The organism is Dorea sp., assembly GCF_977044405.1.
On sequence record NZ_CDRRQK010000004.1, the window covers coordinates 66,088 to 84,360 of the forward strand.

Sequence of the window (18,273 nt, forward strand, 5' to 3'; positions counted from 1 at the left end):
GGAATAATTTTTCATACACACTCTGACATTATAAAATATACTTTTTAAGAGCGTCTGTAAACTCTCCGATTCTCTGATCGGCCAGTTCTTTGAGAGTAATATTCTTCATGCTCTCTACGTATCCCTGCTCCTGACGATACAGCCATTTTGTATCTGCAGGACGGATTTTTTCATAATGGTTATAATGAATCCAGTCTTCGTAGCTTACCGGAAGCGGATATCCGATCTTTTCTTCCAGAAGTTCTGTAAAATCAATCTGGTCTGCGCGCTCTCTGATGCCTTCCCAGAACTCCAGAACTTCTTCCACATGCTCATGAATCTCGTAACGTCTTGCTCCACCATCATAGATGATACATTTTTCAAACAGCGGACTGCACATAGACAGTGTCTCTCTTCTAAATTCTGGTGCAATGATTCCACCTTTCCAGTAAAAGTCTACATCAGGAAGATTGATTCCAGACACGCCCTTATCCTGATAAGTGCTGAAAATTCCTTCATAATATACCGTAATAAATCCTTCAAACTCCGGCCAGAACTCACGGATCTCTTTTGTAAGATTCTCAAGAATGTCGATTCCCTTTGTTCCACCAATCGTAAAGATGATGATATTACGAAGCTTTGCTCCATGCTCTCTGTAAAAATCTGTCACATAACGCAGCAGTGGATCAATGTCTCCCCGCTTGCAATAATATCTCCGATCATCAGCGTACTGTCAGGAACCATCGTCAGTTTGCTGTACTTGATTTCAAGCCCTTCGATCTCCTCATCTGCAAATACACGCTCGCTTGATAAGAAGCTGATATCATGTACACGGATGTGCTCTCTATAGCAGCTTTCTTCCAGTGGATAATTAAGCGCACCTCTTAATATAGAAAGAATATTGGCTGTTGTAACCTTCTTCTGTTCTTTAAAATAATACAGCATCTGGGAAGTTGATGGAATCAGGCAGTCATATACCTCATATCCTACAATCTCCGGCGTATTCAGAAGTTTTCTCGTCTCTGCTTCTGATACAATATAATACTCATTCAGATAATCGCCCCCGTCCAGGCGGTAACAGGCAACACCCTGCTCGTTAAATTCTGGTACTAATACTACTTCATTCCAATCCTTCATATGTTCCTTCCTTTTTCCGACTATTTTGCATTCTTTTTATATTCCAAACTACCGGCATTTTACTGCCGGTAAAATACTCCTCAAACATCTTACCTGTAATGCTAATTATAGTCAAGAAAAAACAGGTGTAATTGTTACTGTATCATACGGAATTTTCAGTTCAGAAAATTCCGTATGATACAGTAACATTCCCCCCCCACTACATGTTTTTGAAAAAAAACTTGATTTTTTCATCTATGCTGTGTATAATCCATTACTGGACAAAAAAATAAGATGATTTTGGTTTAATTGGAAACGACACAAGTGGATGCTTGATTAACGAACAACACAAGTGTCTTTTTTGTACCCATTTTTTAATATTTTCAAAAAAGGAGAACAAAAATTATGCCAAAAACTTTATTTCAAAATGTTATTTTTACACTTATGATGTCCTTTCTGATGGTTTACGTCATGATCTGCTATAATATCTGCCTTAATGTAGGTGGGATGAGCAATGAAGTATTCCTGATGGCTTTCGGTGAGCTTAAAATTATGTGGCCGGTTGCTTTCGTTCTGGAATTTGCATTTGTTGACAAACTTGCCCATATGCTCGCTTTCCGTATCGTAACACCTCAGGACAGACCAATCTTCATTACTCTTGCAATCTCATCCATGATCGTATGCATTATGTGTCCTTGCATGAGTCTTGTTGCTACAATTCTGTTCAAAGATGCTGGAAGCAATATTGTTGCTACATGGTGTCAGACTACATTCATGAATTTCCCAGTAGCATTCTTCTGGCAGATTTTCTACTGCGGACCATTCATTCGCTTTATTTTTAGAAAGATGTTTCCTGATAAGGAAAATGTTAAGAGTACCGTAGCAGCGGCTGAATAAACCGTTGGATATTTAATATATTTTTTACTGAGCAGGAATGTTTTTCCTGCTCTTTTTATGCTCAAATAAGAAAAAGAAATTGCCGGTAGCAAATTCTCTGTATAAAACACAGCTTCTTAGCTATCATTTTTCATCCCTTCAAAGTATTTATTACATCAATCCACCTAATTGTTACATATTTAACATTTTTAATTTGTAAAGTGGTATGATATTGGCATTCAGTAAAAGAAACCAAATCATTCTACATAAGGAGGGCCTTTTCGATGCAAAATAAAAAAAATGGCTTAATATTATCTGGTATTATATTCTTTGCCTATACTATTGTATATAATCTATTAGCACTAACAATTATTTCCGGCTCAGACAAAATAAAATTCTTAGTTCATTCTATACATAGACTAAAAATTACCAATATTCACTTTTTTCTAAGTCTTATTATATTTATCACGAGCACTCTTGTTATAATTATAAGCTATTTTATATATAAAGTATTTTTAAACATAAGCCACATTAAAAACATAGATTCAATAAAACTCTTAACTGCATTATTATTAAGCATGTTACCTGGAAGCGCACTCGCATACATATTACTTACATTTCATATTCTGGCAACAGACAGTATCTTAATTAAAATATTAAGCATGATATGCAGTTGCATTACCTTATGCTTACTAATTTCCGAAGATGCCAAAAAGAAAGAGATAATAAAATTCAGTGTTTTATCATCTTGCTACTGTATAGTTAACATTGTAATAAGTGTTATCTTTGTTTAGATTATTTTATGGTTTTATAAATGAGTTAACTTTTTATACACAAAATGAATTAAATATACGTACTGTATCAATGAAGGTAATATGGATTTTTCTACCTCTACATGTTATCAGTGACATGCTCCCACCACTTAAATCATAGATTTTGAAGTGGGGGCTTCTTGCTCAATGGCTCTTTTGAGCCAAGTATCTACAAGCTATCCTCGCGTGTCCCGCGATTCTTTTGCCCAGTTATGGGCTTCTTTTTTGTCCGGATACGGACATTTATTTCTATGCTGTCAGCATTCTTCTTGCTTCTTCACAGATGTTGATGGCTGCATTCCGATCCCGGTCTATCTCATTTCCACATTCGCAACGATAGATCCTTTCGGATAATTTCAGTTCTTTCTTTACTTTTCCACACTTACAACATTTCTTACTGGATGGAAAAAAACGGTCTACTTTCACCAGTTCTTTTCCTTGCCATCCTAACTTATATTCCAGCATTTCCCTGAATTTTCCATATCCATTATCTGATACGCTCTTTCCAAAATTCAGACACTGACTCATTGCTTTCATATCAATATCTTCGACTGCTACCACATCGTATTGATCAGCTATCCTTCTGCTCAGTTTATGCTGAAAATCTTTTCTTTGATTCCGTATCTTTTCATGACATATCGCAACTTTCCTTTTTTGCTGCTGATAATTATGACTCCCTTTCACACATCGCGACAGCTTTCTTTGCTCTCTAGCAAGTCTCTGTTCACTTCTTCTAAAATATCCAATATTTTGCTCCACTATATCATCTGAAAATACGGCCATTCCTTTCATTGCATAATCGATTCCTAAGATCTTTGCAATTCTGTAATCCTTCTCTGTTGTTTGGTTTTCACTGACAGATCGTTCATACAAAAGACTTGCAAAATATTTCCCGGACGGTTCCATACTGACAGTTACCGACTTTAAACGATATTCACACGGAATCTCTCTATGCTTTTTTATATGGAGCCATTCTAATTTTGGAAGTCTGATTCGACACTCTTCCAACCGGATATTACCATTTACCACATTCGTCGTATAACTCTTTCTGGTCCGATGTTTGGACTTGAATTTTGGAAATCCAATCTTTGGATCTCTGAAAAAGTTCTGATATGCTTTTTCCAAATGCAGTTGCACATTTGATAACGCAAGGGAATCCACTTCTTTCAAGAATGGATATTCTTTCTTATACATTGCCGGTGTATCCTTAAGCATCTTTTTTGTCTTCTCATATTCCTGTATTTTATCATTCAGCATCTGATTATACAGGAAACGGCAACATCCAAATGTCTTTGCCAGCAGAATTTTCTGTTTTTCTGTTGGATAAATCCGAAAGCGATATGCTATATTCAATACTTTTTCTCCCCTTGCATCTCGATATATTGACGGATTACTTCTACCGATGCGCCGCCTGCTGTCAGTAGACAAAAGCTCTGACTCCAGAATGCACCTTTCCAAAGTTTCTCCCGAATCTCTGGATATTCTTTTTTCAGAAGCCTGCTGCTTGCACTTTTATAAGCGTTGATAAATTTACTTAGTTCGGATTTTGGCTGTGCCCGAAACATTACATGGACATGATCAATATCATGATTCCATTCTTCCAATGTAATTCCATACGATGGAGCAATATGTTCCCAGATTTCCTTTGCTCTTTCCGAGATAGAATCATTGATTACTTTTCTTCGATATTTCACTACCATGATCAAATGGTAATACATCAAATATACTGAATGTGCATTATGATCCATATTTTCCATATAATCAATCCCTTCTATGTTTTCGACTGATTATATTATATCATATTTTTGTATATCGAACAAGTGTTCTTAGCGTTTTTCTGCAATTCATCTCCCACCTGTAGAGGAAGGAGAATTCTTGCTATATTTTGTTAAAATAACTCTGACGAATAATAAGGTAGTTTTACGAGGTACAATATATGGAATTATGTAAATGATTTTCTCACGGGACGAATTAACAGAAAACAATTTTGGGCATTAGCAGAATTCAAACACCCGACTCATCAGATAAGTTTTCATACATTATCTGCATTGGATTGCCTGAAGTATGTAAAAAGCGAGGTTGTTTATGACAACCAAGGAAAGAAATGATTATTTTTATGTATGTGCTTTAATAGAGTATATCGCAAGAGAGACAAAAAATCATCGCAAAAATATTGTTGAGAAAATTGGTGAAAAAGGCATCAGAAAACTTTTGTATGATGCGGAAGTAAATCATTGTCTCAGCTTTGAACAAGTGAGTGATGAAATCTCGGATTTTCGTACAGATGTGTATTATCAGAATCCGGATTATCTTGAGTGGTCTTACCGGGAGGGAAAATTGTTAGATTGATAATGATACAATAATACAGTTCCATAGAGTACAAAACCTGGGTCTGCTTTACGCAGTACCCAGGTTTTTTAATGCATTTTCTATACCATTCATTGCATTCTTAAGTTCTTCCATGGAAGCCGAATATGTAAATCTCAGATGTCCCAGCGCTAAGAATGCACTTCCAGGAACAACCGCAACGTGCGCTTCCTCGGAGTGCTACAATTCCCGCTTTCTGCGACAGCGAATGAACGTATGAAACCATCTGGCTCTGCATTACATTTACTGCTTTTACAATATCTCTTGCCGCTGCGATGTAACCAAGTCTCCATCCGGTCATCGCTGATATGCTCCGGTGTTGCAAAATCCGGCTCCCCTATATTCAGCCCTATAATATGCTGTCCTTCTTCTCTTAATCTGACTATCTTTGTTGTCAGTTCGACTATCTTTGATGGTTCGATGTGATTCAGCCTTTCTGACATATAATTCTTCATGTTCCCCATTATTCCTTTCCGTTCGATGCATCTATTATACTATCGCCCGGACACTTTAGCAGCATAAAGTTTTATTGTAATAAAGTTCTTTGTCTTATATGAACACATTACAGCTCTCCCACATCTACTTCATCTTTTTGCCTGATTTCGTCCAGTACCCATCTTCCTTCTTCCCTGATAAATGTCCAGTATTCATAGAATGCTTCCGGAAATTTGTCTCCACGGACGACTTCTCCCGTGTCGATATTGATATAATATCCAACCATCTTTCCATGAATCAAATAGATTACCCGGTCATACTCCTCACCTTCATTATCGAAAGCAGATACCGGTACAGCACTTAGAAGGCTTACATGTTCCTGTACAGGTTTTTCATGATTCACTTCCATCCAGCCAAGTTTCATATTCCAATTCTCTATAAGATTCTTACTTAAGTATTGTTCCGCATAAGATGTATCCTGACGATTCCAGCACTCCTGTATGACAAAATACGCATCTTTCACGTATTTTGTCATTTTCTTCGGGTCCCATTCTTCTCCCGGTTTTTCAAATGATTTCATAGCGCGAAGACTGTTTCTCTTTGCCTTTTGAACTTCATAATAGAATACAATCGTTCCACCCCCCGCCACACACACAAACAGCACAAACCAGATAACCGCATTAATCGGATTATTACTTTCTCCGTTACTTCCATGATAATGACTTCCGGAACTGCTTCCCGAACTTCCACCAGAACCACCTCCTGATCCTCCGCCGGAACCACCGCCTCCGGCTCTTGCATAGCCTGTAACAGTGAAGCTTATACAGCATATAACTATTAGTATTATTTTGAATATTCCTTTATGTCTTTTCACATTCCTGCCTCCGCTGGTACTTTCTTTTTTACCAATATATCAGTATTGGTTATGTGAATCAAGCCAGAAAAAATACACATGTTTCTACTGTCTTCCTTGAATATTCAGGCTTCAATTTTTTTCAGATTCTTTTTCCCATATAAAAATAGCAATATATTATAAATCAAACTTATCACAACATAAATACCCGTACACACCAACAGGTTACTGATATCTTCCATATTCTTACACTTCATAGCCGTCTGCTTATAAAATTCAGGTATGACATATCTGATGACAGGAAAATCATAAATAAATATGCAAACATAGTAGAAAACCATGGTTACCGAAATTGTAGAAAGTGATTTTAATTTTGTCCCCAGAAAATTAACCAGACTTATATAGAATAATAATTCTGCCAAATTCATGATCCACATACAGCCCCAATATATGAAAGATCCGTCAGACATTATCCTAATTGCCATATCAGGACGAACATTGCACATAATTACATGTCCTAACGGATTTAATAGCAATGTATAAATCAAATACCACACAATCACAAAAAGCGTCAAAACCCAATATTTACCTATGTATATCTTCTCTCTTTCTTTTACTCTTGGAAAATACAAATAAAAGTAATGATTTTCTATTTCCCTACTCGTCAAAGTCGCAGAAAGCATAGAAAAAAGTAAAACAAATATACCAAGCGTTCCCCAAAATGCATATCCCAATACCATATATGCTGAACAAGATAATCGGCCGTCTCCAAATGAATAGTCAAGGGAATAAGACGACGGGGAAAACATAAATCCAATAGGCAGACCAAACGCCAGAATCATTAAGAACAGGATAATATTCGTTTCGCGACAGTGAAACATTTTAAATATCTCATTTTTACAAATCTGTTTCATCGTTTTCCTCCCCTACGAACATATTTTTTAACATATTGCTTGTCGATTCAATTTTCAAAATTTTAGTTTCCTGTAATACTGTTCTTAATATATCACTGATTTGAGGATAATCTGCATTATCAACAAAAGAAAACCCATCTTCCCATATCTTAAACTGTGCTAATTTTTTCTCAAGTCTTTTAAAAGTCTCTACATTAAAGCCTTCTTCCAAATATATTCGATATTCAAGTTCTGATTTAATAACATCATTATATACACATTTACCTTTATCAATCATAACGATTCTGTCACATATTTCTGCTACATCTTCTAAGTCATGGCTCGAAAACAAAATCCCATAATTTTCCTCTTTAGCCTTTTTCACAATTGCCTTTTTCACAATATCTTTTCCGATTGGATCTAGTCCTATAAATGGTTCATCTAACATGATAAATGATTGTGCATTGATAATTGCCTGCGCTAACCCCAGCCTTTGTTTCATCCCAAAAGAATAAGTTTTCACTCTTTTATGCTTTACATGATCTAATCCAACCAATTCAAAAACTTCATCAATAACATTAACAACATCTTGTGTCGTATGTCTGGAATCCAGTCGATAAAGTAATTTCAAGTTATCATATGCACTCACATAATCCAAAAATCCACAATCGATCAATATACCAAAATCTTGGATCACGGAAAGATCTTGCTTACAATTGATACCGTTATATAATATTTCACCTTCATTATATTGAAGTAATCCTGCAATTGATTTCAATATCGTTGACTTTCCAGCACCATTTTTTCCAATCAATCCTACAATTTCTCCCTTGTTTACGGAAAAAGAAATCTCTTTAATTACTTGTTTTTCATTGTATCTTTTCGATAAGTTAATAATTTCAAGCACTTATTTCACTCCCTATTCTACTCCATAGTAAAAAAGATTAAGAACAATATCACTCATCCTAATGAAGCATATAAAAAAACATTTTCCCTACACCATATGCAATTTGGTATACTGCAAAAAATCCTAAATAAAACTGGTCCTATATAATTTATTACTTTTTTCATTAGTATTACACTCCTTTACTTCACCTTCTTTTTCAAACCACTATACCTGCCTTCCGCTCCTTATTCAAGCAAGCTTTGCTTGCCTTTGCATCTAAGCGCGCAAGTATTTATTGCCCCCTGTATAATCTTGCTACTGAAAGCTTATTTCCGATGCCAGATAACAAAAAGAGTACACAATTCTGTTTTTTTCAAAATCATGTACTCTTTCTTAACCCTTATATATGCAGAGAAAGCCCTTCCTCCCGAAACTTTTCCATATCCCTAATTCCACACCAACAACGCCACATTCAATCCTGTAACCACCACCGCAATCCCAAGCAACAGTGCATTCAGCTTCCGGCTGTTCGCATATTTTCCCATTACTTTCTTAGACGAGGTCAGATATATCTGCGTGAATATTGTAATCGGAAGCTGCACTGCCAGCAGCATCTGGGAATATACCAGTCCTTCAAATGGTGCCTTTATAAATAAGATTACGATTGCCGCCGGTATCATCGTCAGCAGGACGCCGCCTTTCGTTTCTTTCGTCTTGATATCATACGGCTGGTTAAAAATCCCTGAAAATATCGTTCCGCCTGCCATCCCTGCCGTAATACTCGATGAGATTCCAGCCAGAAGAAGTGCCAGTGCGAAGATTATTGTCGCTGCATTGCCCAGCAACGGTGCCAGCATCTTCCCTGCAACGGCAAGGTCATCCACCTGTCTTCCCGGCTGATATAATGTTGCCGCTGCCATCAGTATCATTGCACTGTTGATCGCCCAACCGATGATCATGGAGAATAATGTATCCTTGAATTCATACTTCAGCTGCTCCTGGATCACCGCATCATCTTCCAGATTCCATTGTCGGCTCTGAATGATCTCCGAATGCAGGAACAGATTATGCGGCATAACCACCGCACCAAGCACGCTTAATATAACCGGCATACTGTGCGCCGGAAATGACGGCTTCACCCATCCGACCACCGCAGCTCCCCAGTCAATCTTCGCAATCCCGACTTCAAATAAAAAGGAAAATCCAATCAATGACACGAATAAAATAATCAGCTTCTCAATTCTTTTATAAGCATTGGTAAATGCACAGCAAAGCACCAATATAAGTATGATCAGGCTTCCTATTTTAATTGGAATATGAAATAACATTTCCAATGCGATCGCCCCACCTAAGATCTCCGCCATCGCTGTTGCGATTGCCGCAATCATGGCTGTTAAAAGGATGATCGTCTTCAGAACTTTCGGTACATATCTGCTGGTTGCCTCCGACAGGCAAAGTCCCGTCGCAATCCCCAGATGCGCCGCATTATGCTGTAAAACGATCAGCATGAACGTCGATAGCGTAACCATCCACAACAACTCATATCCGAATCCGGATCCCGCCGCAATATTCGATGCCCAGTTTCCCGGATCGATAAAGCCTACCGTTACGAGAAGCCCCGGCCCCATGTACCGCAGGAAATTCAGTGGATTGTTTTTCTGTTGCTTCGTTACATGTTGTTTTGATTCTTTCCTGAACTGTCTATTCATCTATGAACTGACTCCTGTTTCTAAAATAGTAGTTAGTTGTAACTAACCACTATTTTACTAACAACTTTTTACTTTGTCAATTCATTATACGGACATCATTTCTCAATTATGCATATACTACTCCCGAAGCCCCGTATCCGACATTCTTTCATCAACCCGCAGCTCGATCAGCACTTTAATCCCCACAGACAGGATCAGGAACATATGAAGATTCATACACAATGAAAATCCCCGCATCATTATCTTCCATGCTCCGGACGACAGCCCTTTCATATCTTTTCCACACATCAGGTCCCGGAAAACTCTTTTTGCCAGCGGATCGTGTCCGTATTTTCTCAGTGTACGCCAGATGCTTCTCAAAGACCTTCCATGCTCTGTATGCTCCATCTTCGCATCGAAAAATGCCGCAAAGAATATCGTATAACGGACAATTCCCTCATACTCCGTCTTTTTCGTCCTTCTTAACACTTTCTCCATCTCATGCGCAATTCCAAGCCAGCATTCCCTGGATTTTGGATTATAATGGTGTGAAATGGACGACGTATTCTTCCTGTATACATATCCCCGGTCTTTTATAAATGCATAGCGGATCCCATGTGCATAACACTCCGTATTGAACATCTTATCTTCCGCATAGGCAAATTCTTTGAAGATAATCTGATTCTCTTTTAGAAAATCTGCACGGTATAACCGCCCCCATACATAAGAGAGGTTTCCTGGAGAAAAGAACCCCTCGAAGCGGAAGCTTTCCGACTCCCTGTCTTTATACGAATAGCTTTCATGACTGGCGGCCGCAAGAAGTCTTCCATTCCAGAGTCTCTCATAATTGCAGATCACAACATCTGCATCCGTCTGCTCTATCTTATGCACCATCTTTTCGATAATTGCCGGGCTTGAAAGGTAGTCATCCGAATCCAGAAACATCAGATATTCTCCCTTTGCTTCCTGCATTCCTCTGTTTCTGGCATGCGAAAGACTTGCCGTTTTTTCCTGATATACGGATATGTCCGGATATTTTTCTGCATAGGAAAGGCAGACCTCATAACTTCTGTCACGAGATCTGTTTTCCACCAGTATTAATTCCCAGTCTGTATACGTCTGTTTTATCACACTCTCCAACGCTTCTGGTAAATATTTTTCCACATTATGAACCGGTACAATAATTGATACTTTCATATCTATTATCCTTTTATCTTCCCTCTCACTTTTATCACAATCTTTTTCATCAGTTCAAATAACCGCTTCCACTCTTCTGACCGTCTGTATGCAAGCCACAAAAGCACATTTGGTACAACTACACAGACACACATACGGAAGATCAGATTCACAAATGCACCACCCCGAAAAATCATACAGCAATAGTTCGTACATAACCATACAAGGCCCATCACAACCAGATTCTTCCCATATGTCAGGAAGAACTCTGCCGGTGAACGTTCAAAGCTGTGCTTATATATAACATACGGTTCGATCCATACCGATGTTAATAACATACTGAAAATTGTTCCGAGAAATACACCCGTCACGCCAAGCCGTACCACCAAAGCAACTGATATTCCTAAGTTCAGCACTGCTTCCACAATCGCTTTATACCTGTCATTCCAGAAAAGTCCCATAGATTCCTTGAATATGGTCACCGACTTTTTCGCTCCGTTAATTGCAAAATTCACACACAACACCAGTACAACTTCCACCGGAAAAAGGTATTTCTTCCCAAATGCCAGCTCTACAAATGGATTCAGCATCTCAAACAGGCAGATTCCCGCCACACCATACATCCATTGCCCGATGAAGAATAACTGTAAAAATACCTGGTGCACTTTCTCTTTTTCTTCAGTGATCCCAAGATTTCCTACACTTGCCGCAACTCCCTGGAACGCCTGATCCAGCACCTGTCTCACTGATCCAATGATCAGGTAATAGTTCGAATAGATTCCTGCCGTGATCACACCTACAAATCCAGAGATCAGAAGGTTATCCGTATTATTTACAACAATGTTGCCAAGCTTATGCATCAACATTGCCATTACATTTTTAATAATATCCTGACGTTCTTCTTTTGGCAGCTTCTCCTTACATGATTCCCTCAGATATGGGAATAATTGATCTGCCTTCCGGGACATCGTCACATTTGCCGCAAATGTACAAAGCACTGCCATAATCAGAAACAGTATAAAATTCTTCGTCACCAGAAGGACAATCATCTGTAAAATGTCCTGCAAGATAAGAAATCCATTCTGATTCAACACCGTCAGGTAATTCATCTGGTGTGCATCCACCAGCGTCTTCTTATATATAAGAAGATACGATATCACTGAATTCATCAGATACAGCATATAGATCAGAATCAGATGATCCACATCCGGACGGTCCTTCATCAGTACATCCAGAAATGGAATCAGAGCCAGCCCCGTAACCAGCACGATTACAGCCGTCACCCGGTAAAATGACCGGAACATCCGCATCAGTATCTGCTGCCTCTTAATGTCCTTTCTCGCAATTGGTCCGTATAATGCATACGTGATCGCCGTTCCGACCCCCAGCTCCGACAATGACAGAATGTTCAGAATATCCGTAAACAGACCATTGATCCCGACATATCCTTCACTTAAAACTCTGGTAAATACAACCCTGGTAAGAAATCCCATCAGTATCGCCGACATACGCGCCACGATCGCTACCGATGTATTCATTACCGAATATTCTGTTCTGGTCTTTTGTTCCAACTTTCTCATTCCTTCCGTTCACTTTCATTCTATAAGTGTATACGACATAGATTTGGAAAGCAATACAGAATACCTGGAACTTGCGTTGGCAGTTTTATTACATATTTTACCACCTGCCAAACCTGATTCCAGAACATGTCTGAACACACAATCTTTTATATCTACGCTGTACATATATAAGACTCATCCCATACATCCACCTGTAACATATGAAACAGCAATGCAAATACTGACTGATACACGGTATGCGCTTTCAGATCCGTCTGCTTCATATACCCAAGATGCATCTTCACCGCTACCGACACCGTACTGTCAATAATATTTGACACCAGTACTTCCGGATCTGTCAGCTCTTTGATTCCGTAATCCTGTCCCATCTTCTCCATATATGTAACAAACTGGCTAAGCACACCTCTTCTGATCTCCAGAAATTCCTTCGTATACCGTGCGGACTGATAATATCTCCAGTAAAAAACTGTCTTCTCCGGGTCCTTCATAAGGAACTTCCAATATGCATTCCACATTATCCAGCAGCACTCTTCTGGATTACTCTCCATCTTTTTACGGAATTCACCATCTCCAAGAAGTTCTTCCACCAACTGCGCAACTTCTCTATCGATTTCAAGAAATGCATCTGCCATCAGGTCTCCCAGATTCTTATAACACTGATAAATATACGGATCCGAAAGATCACTTGTCTTTGATATCTTTCTGACCGTTACGCCTTCGATTCCTTCGTTCATAACAACCGTATACAACGCCCGGTGCAGCTTATTCTTTAATTCTTCTTTACTGTACTTTCTTACCATGTCTTTCTCCTTTCCGGCATGCGCCATCATTCCTCCCAGATTCTTTTTTTGCGAAAAAAAGCAAGAAGGAAAGATTTTACTCTTTTCATCTTGCAACTGGCTGACCCTGTACTGGCCCCTATAGCTTTGCGTCGCTATGTTTCCATAGCTTTGCCCCGATATGTTTTAGTATTTGCTAAATATCCATATATTATAAAACGCATAGAATTTTTATTCTATACGTTATAATCCGATTTTTCTTTGCATCTTATCATCAAAAATGCATTTTTTGAATCACTTTCATGTTACTCCTCTTTGTTATCACTTGCAAGCGTTTTTATCATTTTCTAAAAATAATTTTTGTAAAATTTAGCATTTGCTAAAGATTTTTCTTAAAATATTTACCGCAAAATCGACGATATCTCTTTATTTTTCGGGATTTTATGATAGAATAGGAACTGAAAAAAAGGAGGTAATATATATGGCGAAAATTTATGAAAAACCAGTTATTTCTATAGATACAGGACTTAGTGAAGGAGTTTATGCAGCCAGCGGGGCTACAGGAGGTTCATTAAACGTTACTTATATAGGTATTTGGGATCGCTGGAGCAGTGGCGGTGGAAAAGGTCTTGCCCAGCTTGACTGGAGTAATTTAAACGGAACTGTCACTGTTACTGTTACATTTAACGATACTGTTGATCAGGTTGAATATGCAACAACAGTTGATGGGGCAACTTGCTCAACAAGCGGTTCTAATGCGATTCTTACATTTAATACATCCAATGCACCTAGCTCTATCATGTTTGGTGTTCACATTGATCATGGTACAAGTATTGATAATCTGGATATCACTGGATTCACATATTCTGTACAATAGATTACACTGGAGGCTCGATTATATATGAAACAGTATTCAAAACCGATGATTTCAATTGATGCAGGAATGGCTGAAGGTGTGTATGCAGCCAGCGGTGCTGGTTCCAATGCAATAACAATTTCTGTTCCTACTGTTATTGCAGACTGGGGCGGTTCAGGACAGGCGACACTTACTCTGGATCTGAGTAATATGAACCCTTCTCAGTTAACTGTCATACTTACTTTTAATATGGATATTACCAGTGGATGGGGCGGTGGCGCCAGTGCTTCTGCTTCTGGCCATAATGTAACATTAAGCTGGTATAGTGCACCAGAAACTGCTGAAATTACGGTTCAGGCAAATGGTGATATTAACCAATTAAAATGCACTGGTTATTCTTACACAAATGCAAATTAATTAATATTTTTATTTAATTCAAGGGGGTAATTATTATGAGCAATTATTCAAAACCAATGATTTCAATTGATAATGGAATGGCAGAAGGTGTGTATGCAGCCAGTGGTGATGCTAGTAAAGGCTGTTATACAGCTAATGCCCATATTCACCAGACACCACAAAACGGTCGTGGCGATTACCGTATTCAGGTAAACGGAGTCCACAGTGCTGACCACTCAAACGAGGCGCAGATTTTAACTATCTCATTTAATCAAAATGTAACTTACCAATCATCGCAAGGAACTTTGCTTTCCGGCAACGGTACAAATACACTCAAAATCAGCTATAACTATCACCAGAATCCAAATGATGATATAGGATTGGGTGATCTCGTTGTTACTGCTGATACCGGACTTGCTATCACAGGCGTATCTATTACAGATTAATTGCCATTTGCAAATTCTTTTTAAGCCACAAAAAATACCAAGAAGCTGTCGCTAGCAAGTTCTATTGCATACTTTGACATGCATAGAACTTGCCAGCGACAGCTTCTATTATATATTTAAACATTTAAGACACACTCTAAAGCAATGGGGTCATATACAACGGAAGAAATACAATTCCATCTTCCTCCTTCAAGTCATTTTTATGAAGAACATACATCGTATTCAACTGCTCTGCATATTTATCCCTGCATTTTTTTAACGATGTCAATGTGTACTTTCCGCCGGATTTCACTTCAATTGGAGAGATGTTATGTCTGCTTGTGATTTTACTTTTCGCAATCAGGAAATCAATTTCCATTCTTAAGCTTGCATCGTCACGTGATGGATTGTAATAGAAATAAAGTTTATGTCCACTTGCAACAAGCATTTGCGCAACAATATTTTCTACAATCATTCCTTTATTTACTTCCAGCTTATCAAACAATAGTTTTCTGTAAATTTCTTCGCTCACGATTCCATTTTCATCAAAAGCATGGCTGATAAGCAGTCCTGTATCCGCCATATAACATTTCATCGTTACCCGGTCCATGTTTAACTTCAGTCCGATATTCGGTGCTGCCGAATTATAGCAGACATTCACGATCATCGCATCACTTAACCAGAAAATAGCATCCTCATATTCCCGGAATCTCGCTTCCTTTTTCAATGATGAAAGTTTAAACTTTTTATCATGCTTCTGAAGCTGTGACGGAATATTCTCAAAAATCTGTTCTACTTTCATCTCGTATCCCTGCGCATGTTTTACAATATCCGCCCGGTATAATTCCAGAATGTCTCTCTTCACACGGTCAACACGTTCAAAATCTCTGGTCTGTACATACATTTCAACTGCCTGCGGCATACCACCAACAATCATATATTGTCTGAAATAGTCCATTGCCTTTCTGTGAAGTGCTGCTCCCAGTGGTTTTCTCTTCTTTCCATTTCAGTAACTCTTTATATATTTTCCTTTTCAAAATATCCAGCCCCTTTTTCATAAATAGCTCTGACTTATTATTCTCAAATTCACTGTATTTTATTCCATTTACACGTTTTCAAGGTTTTTGTTATTATATATTTTACACATTTTCAAGGTTTCTATAAGTATCTATTTTACACATTTTCAAGGTTTTACTATGTTTTTATTATACTTATCACTTTTTCATTATCAAAATCGATACAAAAAAAGGAAGCAATGTACATCTTCCATACACTGCTTCTTCTCGGAGTTGATTTACGATTAGTTTTTTGCCAGTTCAATAATTTTTTTAAAAGTCCCGCACCATCTTATCTATCTCTTCCTGATCAAGCACCTTGCATCTCTTTTCCCGTATCGCATACACCCTGCTGCAGATATTAAGTACCGTAGGTCTGTGTGTCGTTACAATACAGGTTCGTGGATAAGTATCCATCATGATGTTCTTAAGTACCTTTCTCTCCGTAGCCACATCCAATGCAGATGTCGCTTCATCCAGAAGCAGAATCGGCGACTTTCTAAGCAATGCTCTTGCAATTGACAGACGTTGTGCCTGTCCTTCGGAGAATCCGCCTCCGCGTTCTTTTACAATACTGTTGATTCCATCCGGCAGTTTCTCTATGAATTCCCATGCACATGCAAGTTTTAATGCTTCGATAATTTCTTCATCTGTGGCTTCCGGCTTTACATTTCGTAAGTTCTCTGCAATCGTGCCAGAGAACATCGTATTTCCCTGCGGTACATATGAGAACAGTCTTCTGGTTGATGGCGACATTTCAACTGTGTTATTATGGTCTTCCCCTGCACAGATCCATGCCCTTCCATCCTGCGGTCTAAGCAGTGATAAGATCAGCCGCAGCATCGTTGTCTTTCCCTCTCCGGACGGACCTACTAATGCCACGATCTCATGTGGGTAAGCTTCTACCGTTGCATGCTCGAATACATTTGTTCCGTTATGATAGGTATACTCCAGATTCTCCATCTTAAGTCCCATACCTTCTACACGATGTTCTTTTTCAAATGCTCTTACTTCCTTATCTCCACTGTAATCTTCCTGTGGCATCTCTACAATATCCATAAGCCTCCCTGCCGATATGGTAAGTGAAATTGCCGTCGGAATCAGCCCTGTCAGAGAGTTTACGGACGCTGTAAGTGTTCCGGATAATGACAGGAACATCGTCATCGTTCCGTAACTGATCATTCCACTCCATACACGGTAGATTCCCCATCCATAACAACTGTAAGATACGATAAAGCTTACAATCGACATCAGGATTGAGGTCAGCATCGACATTTTCTGAAAATCCAGCCGCATATTAATATAATCGGTCTGCAGGTTCTTCAGCCTGTCAATATAGAACCGTATCATGTCAAATGCCTTGATCGTCTGTATATTCGAAAACGCCTCCTGGTTGAAGCCATAAAGCTTCGCATTCATAGCTGCACTCCGCTCATTGTTATTACGCATCCTCCGAAGTAACGGTCGTGACATAAGCGCACTGAACGGAATCCCCAGTAATGCAAATATCGCAAATGTCGGATCATAATAAACCACAACCCACAGCGCACTGATGAATTTTGCCGTATAGATGATCAGGTTCGGGATCCAGTTCAGGATACCATTCGATATATTCGATGCGTCCGAACTCCATCTGGTAACCAGATCCCCTGTATGATAAGCCGTCAGTGATTCCCAGTCCGTGACCAGCATCTTGGCAAATATGTCATTTTTAATCTCCGCATCTACCTTCAGATTAATAAATGTAGACGCATACCCGGACGCCTGACCAACCAGGATATTCGCTATCGAAAATCCAATCATCGCCGCAAACGTCCCTAGCAGCTTTCCTGTCTGATGACCTGTAATGATATCGATCAGATCTTTTGAGATCATACTGGAAATCAGTGATACTCCCGTTCCGGCAAGGCCGAGTACTGTATATAAGACCATAGCTTTCCAGTATCTTCTGGCATACTGGTAGATCCATTTAGTCTGTATCCACATCTTTTGAAGCGTGCCTTCTTTTAGATGCTTTTTGATAAGTTGTATTTTACTATTCATCTTTTTCTTGTCTGCTTCTTTCCCTTGTAATACTTTCTAAAACTCTCTAAGATTATCT

General features: G+C 38.7%; 20 protein-coding genes and 1 riboswitch. Of the genes, 6 read left to right on the plus strand and 14 right to left on the minus strand.

What is annotated here, in order from left to right; genetic code table 11:
- Positions 1–28 precede the first annotated feature (28 nt).
- Together ACWJAF_RS03035 and ACWJAF_RS03040 are read right to left on the minus strand one after the other, a co-directional pair.
- Positions 29–649, minus strand: coding sequence for a hypothetical protein (locus ACWJAF_RS03035; RefSeq protein ID WP_448862107.1), 621 nt, complete (start codon positions 647–649; stop codon positions 29–31).
- Positions 646–1,116: a hypothetical protein gene (locus tag ACWJAF_RS03040; protein WP_448862110.1), complete on the minus strand. Its 471-nt coding sequence runs from the start codon at positions 1,114–1,116 to the stop codon at positions 646–648. Before ACWJAF_RS03040 ends, ACWJAF_RS03035 begins: the two co-directional genes overlap by 4 nt.
- A 384-nt stretch (positions 1,117–1,500) precedes the next feature.
- On the opposite strand from ACWJAF_RS03040, the gene ACWJAF_RS03045 reads away from it, so the two are divergent.
- Positions 1,501–1,992, plus strand: coding sequence for a DUF2798 domain-containing protein (locus ACWJAF_RS03045; RefSeq protein ID WP_448862112.1), 492 nt, complete (start codon positions 1,501–1,503; stop codon positions 1,990–1,992).
- Positions 1,993–3,032: 1,040 nt separating this feature from the next.
- On the opposite strand, the gene ACWJAF_RS03050 is transcribed toward ACWJAF_RS03045, so the two are convergent.
- Together ACWJAF_RS03050 and tnpA are read right to left on the minus strand one after the other, a co-directional pair.
- Positions 3,033–4,136 (minus strand): RNA-guided endonuclease TnpB family protein, encoded by a 1,104-nt coding sequence (locus tag ACWJAF_RS03050; protein WP_448862115.1) that lies wholly within the window; start codon positions 4,134–4,136, stop codon positions 3,033–3,035.
- Positions 4,133–4,540 carry an IS200/IS605 family transposase gene (tnpA, locus tag ACWJAF_RS03055; RefSeq protein WP_448862116.1) on the minus strand — a complete coding sequence of 136 codons (408 nt, stop codon included), beginning with the start codon at positions 4,538–4,540 and terminating at the stop codon, positions 4,133–4,135. Before tnpA ends, ACWJAF_RS03050 begins: the two co-directional genes overlap by 4 nt.
- Before the next feature lie 177 nt (positions 4,541–4,717).
- On the opposite strand from tnpA, the gene ACWJAF_RS03060 reads away from it, so the two are divergent.
- Positions 4,718–4,891, plus strand: a complete 174-nt coding sequence (locus ACWJAF_RS03060) for a DUF3990 domain-containing protein (protein WP_448862233.1) — start codon at positions 4,718–4,720, stop codon at positions 4,889–4,891.
- Positions 4,869–5,132: a hypothetical protein gene (locus ACWJAF_RS03065; RefSeq protein ID WP_448862117.1), complete on the plus strand. Its 264-nt coding sequence runs from the start codon at positions 4,869–4,871 to the stop codon at positions 5,130–5,132. Before ACWJAF_RS03060 ends, ACWJAF_RS03065 begins: the two co-directional genes overlap by 23 nt.
- Positions 5,133–5,281: 149 nt before the next feature.
- Here ACWJAF_RS03065 and ACWJAF_RS03070 read toward each other — a convergent pair whose 3' ends face one another.
- The 8 genes from ACWJAF_RS03070 to ACWJAF_RS03105 form a co-directional block, all read right to left on the minus strand.
- Positions 5,282–5,605 carry a hypothetical protein gene (locus tag ACWJAF_RS03070; protein ID WP_448862118.1) on the minus strand — a complete coding sequence of 108 codons (324 nt, stop codon included), beginning with the start codon at positions 5,603–5,605 and terminating at the stop codon, positions 5,282–5,284.
- 107 nt (positions 5,606–5,712) lie between these two features.
- Positions 5,713–6,459: a Tim44 domain-containing protein gene (locus ACWJAF_RS03075; RefSeq protein ID WP_448862120.1), complete on the minus strand. Its 747-nt coding sequence runs from the start codon at positions 6,457–6,459 to the stop codon at positions 5,713–5,715.
- A gap of 104 nt (positions 6,460–6,563) precedes the next feature.
- Positions 6,564–7,352 carry a hypothetical protein gene (locus tag ACWJAF_RS03080; protein ID WP_448862123.1) on the minus strand — a complete coding sequence of 263 codons (789 nt, stop codon included), beginning with the start codon at positions 7,350–7,352 and terminating at the stop codon, positions 6,564–6,566.
- A complete protein-coding gene (locus tag ACWJAF_RS03085; protein WP_448862124.1) occupies positions 7,336–8,238 on the minus strand; it encodes an ABC transporter ATP-binding protein in 903 nt (300 codons plus the stop codon). Before ACWJAF_RS03085 ends, ACWJAF_RS03080 begins: the two co-directional genes overlap by 17 nt.
- A gap of 425 nt (positions 8,239–8,663) precedes the next feature.
- Entirely contained in the window at positions 8,664–9,926 is a 1,263-nt protein-coding gene (locus ACWJAF_RS03090; RefSeq protein ID WP_448862125.1) for an Nramp family divalent metal transporter, read from the minus strand.
- Between the two features lie 117 nt (positions 9,927–10,043).
- Complete coding sequence (locus ACWJAF_RS03095; RefSeq protein WP_448862127.1) at positions 10,044–11,102, minus strand: glycosyltransferase family 2 protein; 1,059 nt, start codon at positions 11,100–11,102, stop codon at positions 10,044–10,046.
- A 5-nt stretch (positions 11,103–11,107) separates the two neighbouring features.
- A complete protein-coding gene (locus ACWJAF_RS03100) occupies positions 11,108–12,661 on the minus strand; it encodes a lipopolysaccharide biosynthesis protein (RefSeq protein WP_448862129.1) in 1,554 nt (517 codons plus the stop codon).
- A 152-nt stretch (positions 12,662–12,813) separates the two neighbouring features.
- Positions 12,814–13,461 carry a TetR/AcrR family transcriptional regulator gene (locus tag ACWJAF_RS03105; RefSeq protein ID WP_448862131.1) on the minus strand — a complete coding sequence of 216 codons (648 nt, stop codon included), beginning with the start codon at positions 13,459–13,461 and terminating at the stop codon, positions 12,814–12,816.
- 88 nt (positions 13,462–13,549) lie between these two features.
- Positions 13,550–13,626, minus strand: a riboswitch (cyclic di-GMP riboswitch).
- 295 nt (positions 13,627–13,921) lie between these two features.
- Between ACWJAF_RS03105 and ACWJAF_RS03110 the strand changes: the two genes are divergently transcribed.
- From ACWJAF_RS03110 to ACWJAF_RS03120, 3 genes are read left to right on the plus strand one after another with little or no spacing between them, the layout of a single operon-like run.
- A complete protein-coding gene (locus ACWJAF_RS03110; protein ID WP_448862132.1) occupies positions 13,922–14,317 on the plus strand; it encodes a hypothetical protein in 396 nt (131 codons plus the stop codon).
- Positions 14,318–14,341: 24 nt separating this feature from the next.
- On the plus strand, positions 14,342–14,713 hold the full coding sequence (locus tag ACWJAF_RS03115) for a hypothetical protein (protein WP_448862134.1): 372 nt from the start codon (positions 14,342–14,344) through the stop codon (positions 14,711–14,713).
- 35 nt (positions 14,714–14,748) lie between these two features.
- Positions 14,749–15,138, plus strand: a complete 390-nt coding sequence (locus ACWJAF_RS03120) for a hypothetical protein (RefSeq protein ID WP_448862136.1) — start codon at positions 14,749–14,751, stop codon at positions 15,136–15,138.
- A 136-nt stretch (positions 15,139–15,274) separates the two neighbouring features.
- On the opposite strand, the gene ACWJAF_RS03125 is transcribed toward ACWJAF_RS03120, so the two are convergent.
- Positions 15,275–16,075, minus strand: a complete 801-nt coding sequence (locus ACWJAF_RS03125) for a DUF4143 domain-containing protein (protein ID WP_448862138.1) — start codon at positions 16,073–16,075, stop codon at positions 15,275–15,277.
- A 370-nt stretch (positions 16,076–16,445) separates the two neighbouring features.
- Positions 16,446–18,215: a peptidase domain-containing ABC transporter gene (locus ACWJAF_RS03130; protein ID WP_448862140.1), complete on the minus strand. Its 1,770-nt coding sequence runs from the start codon at positions 18,213–18,215 to the stop codon at positions 16,446–16,448.
- Positions 18,216–18,273 lie beyond the last annotated feature (58 nt).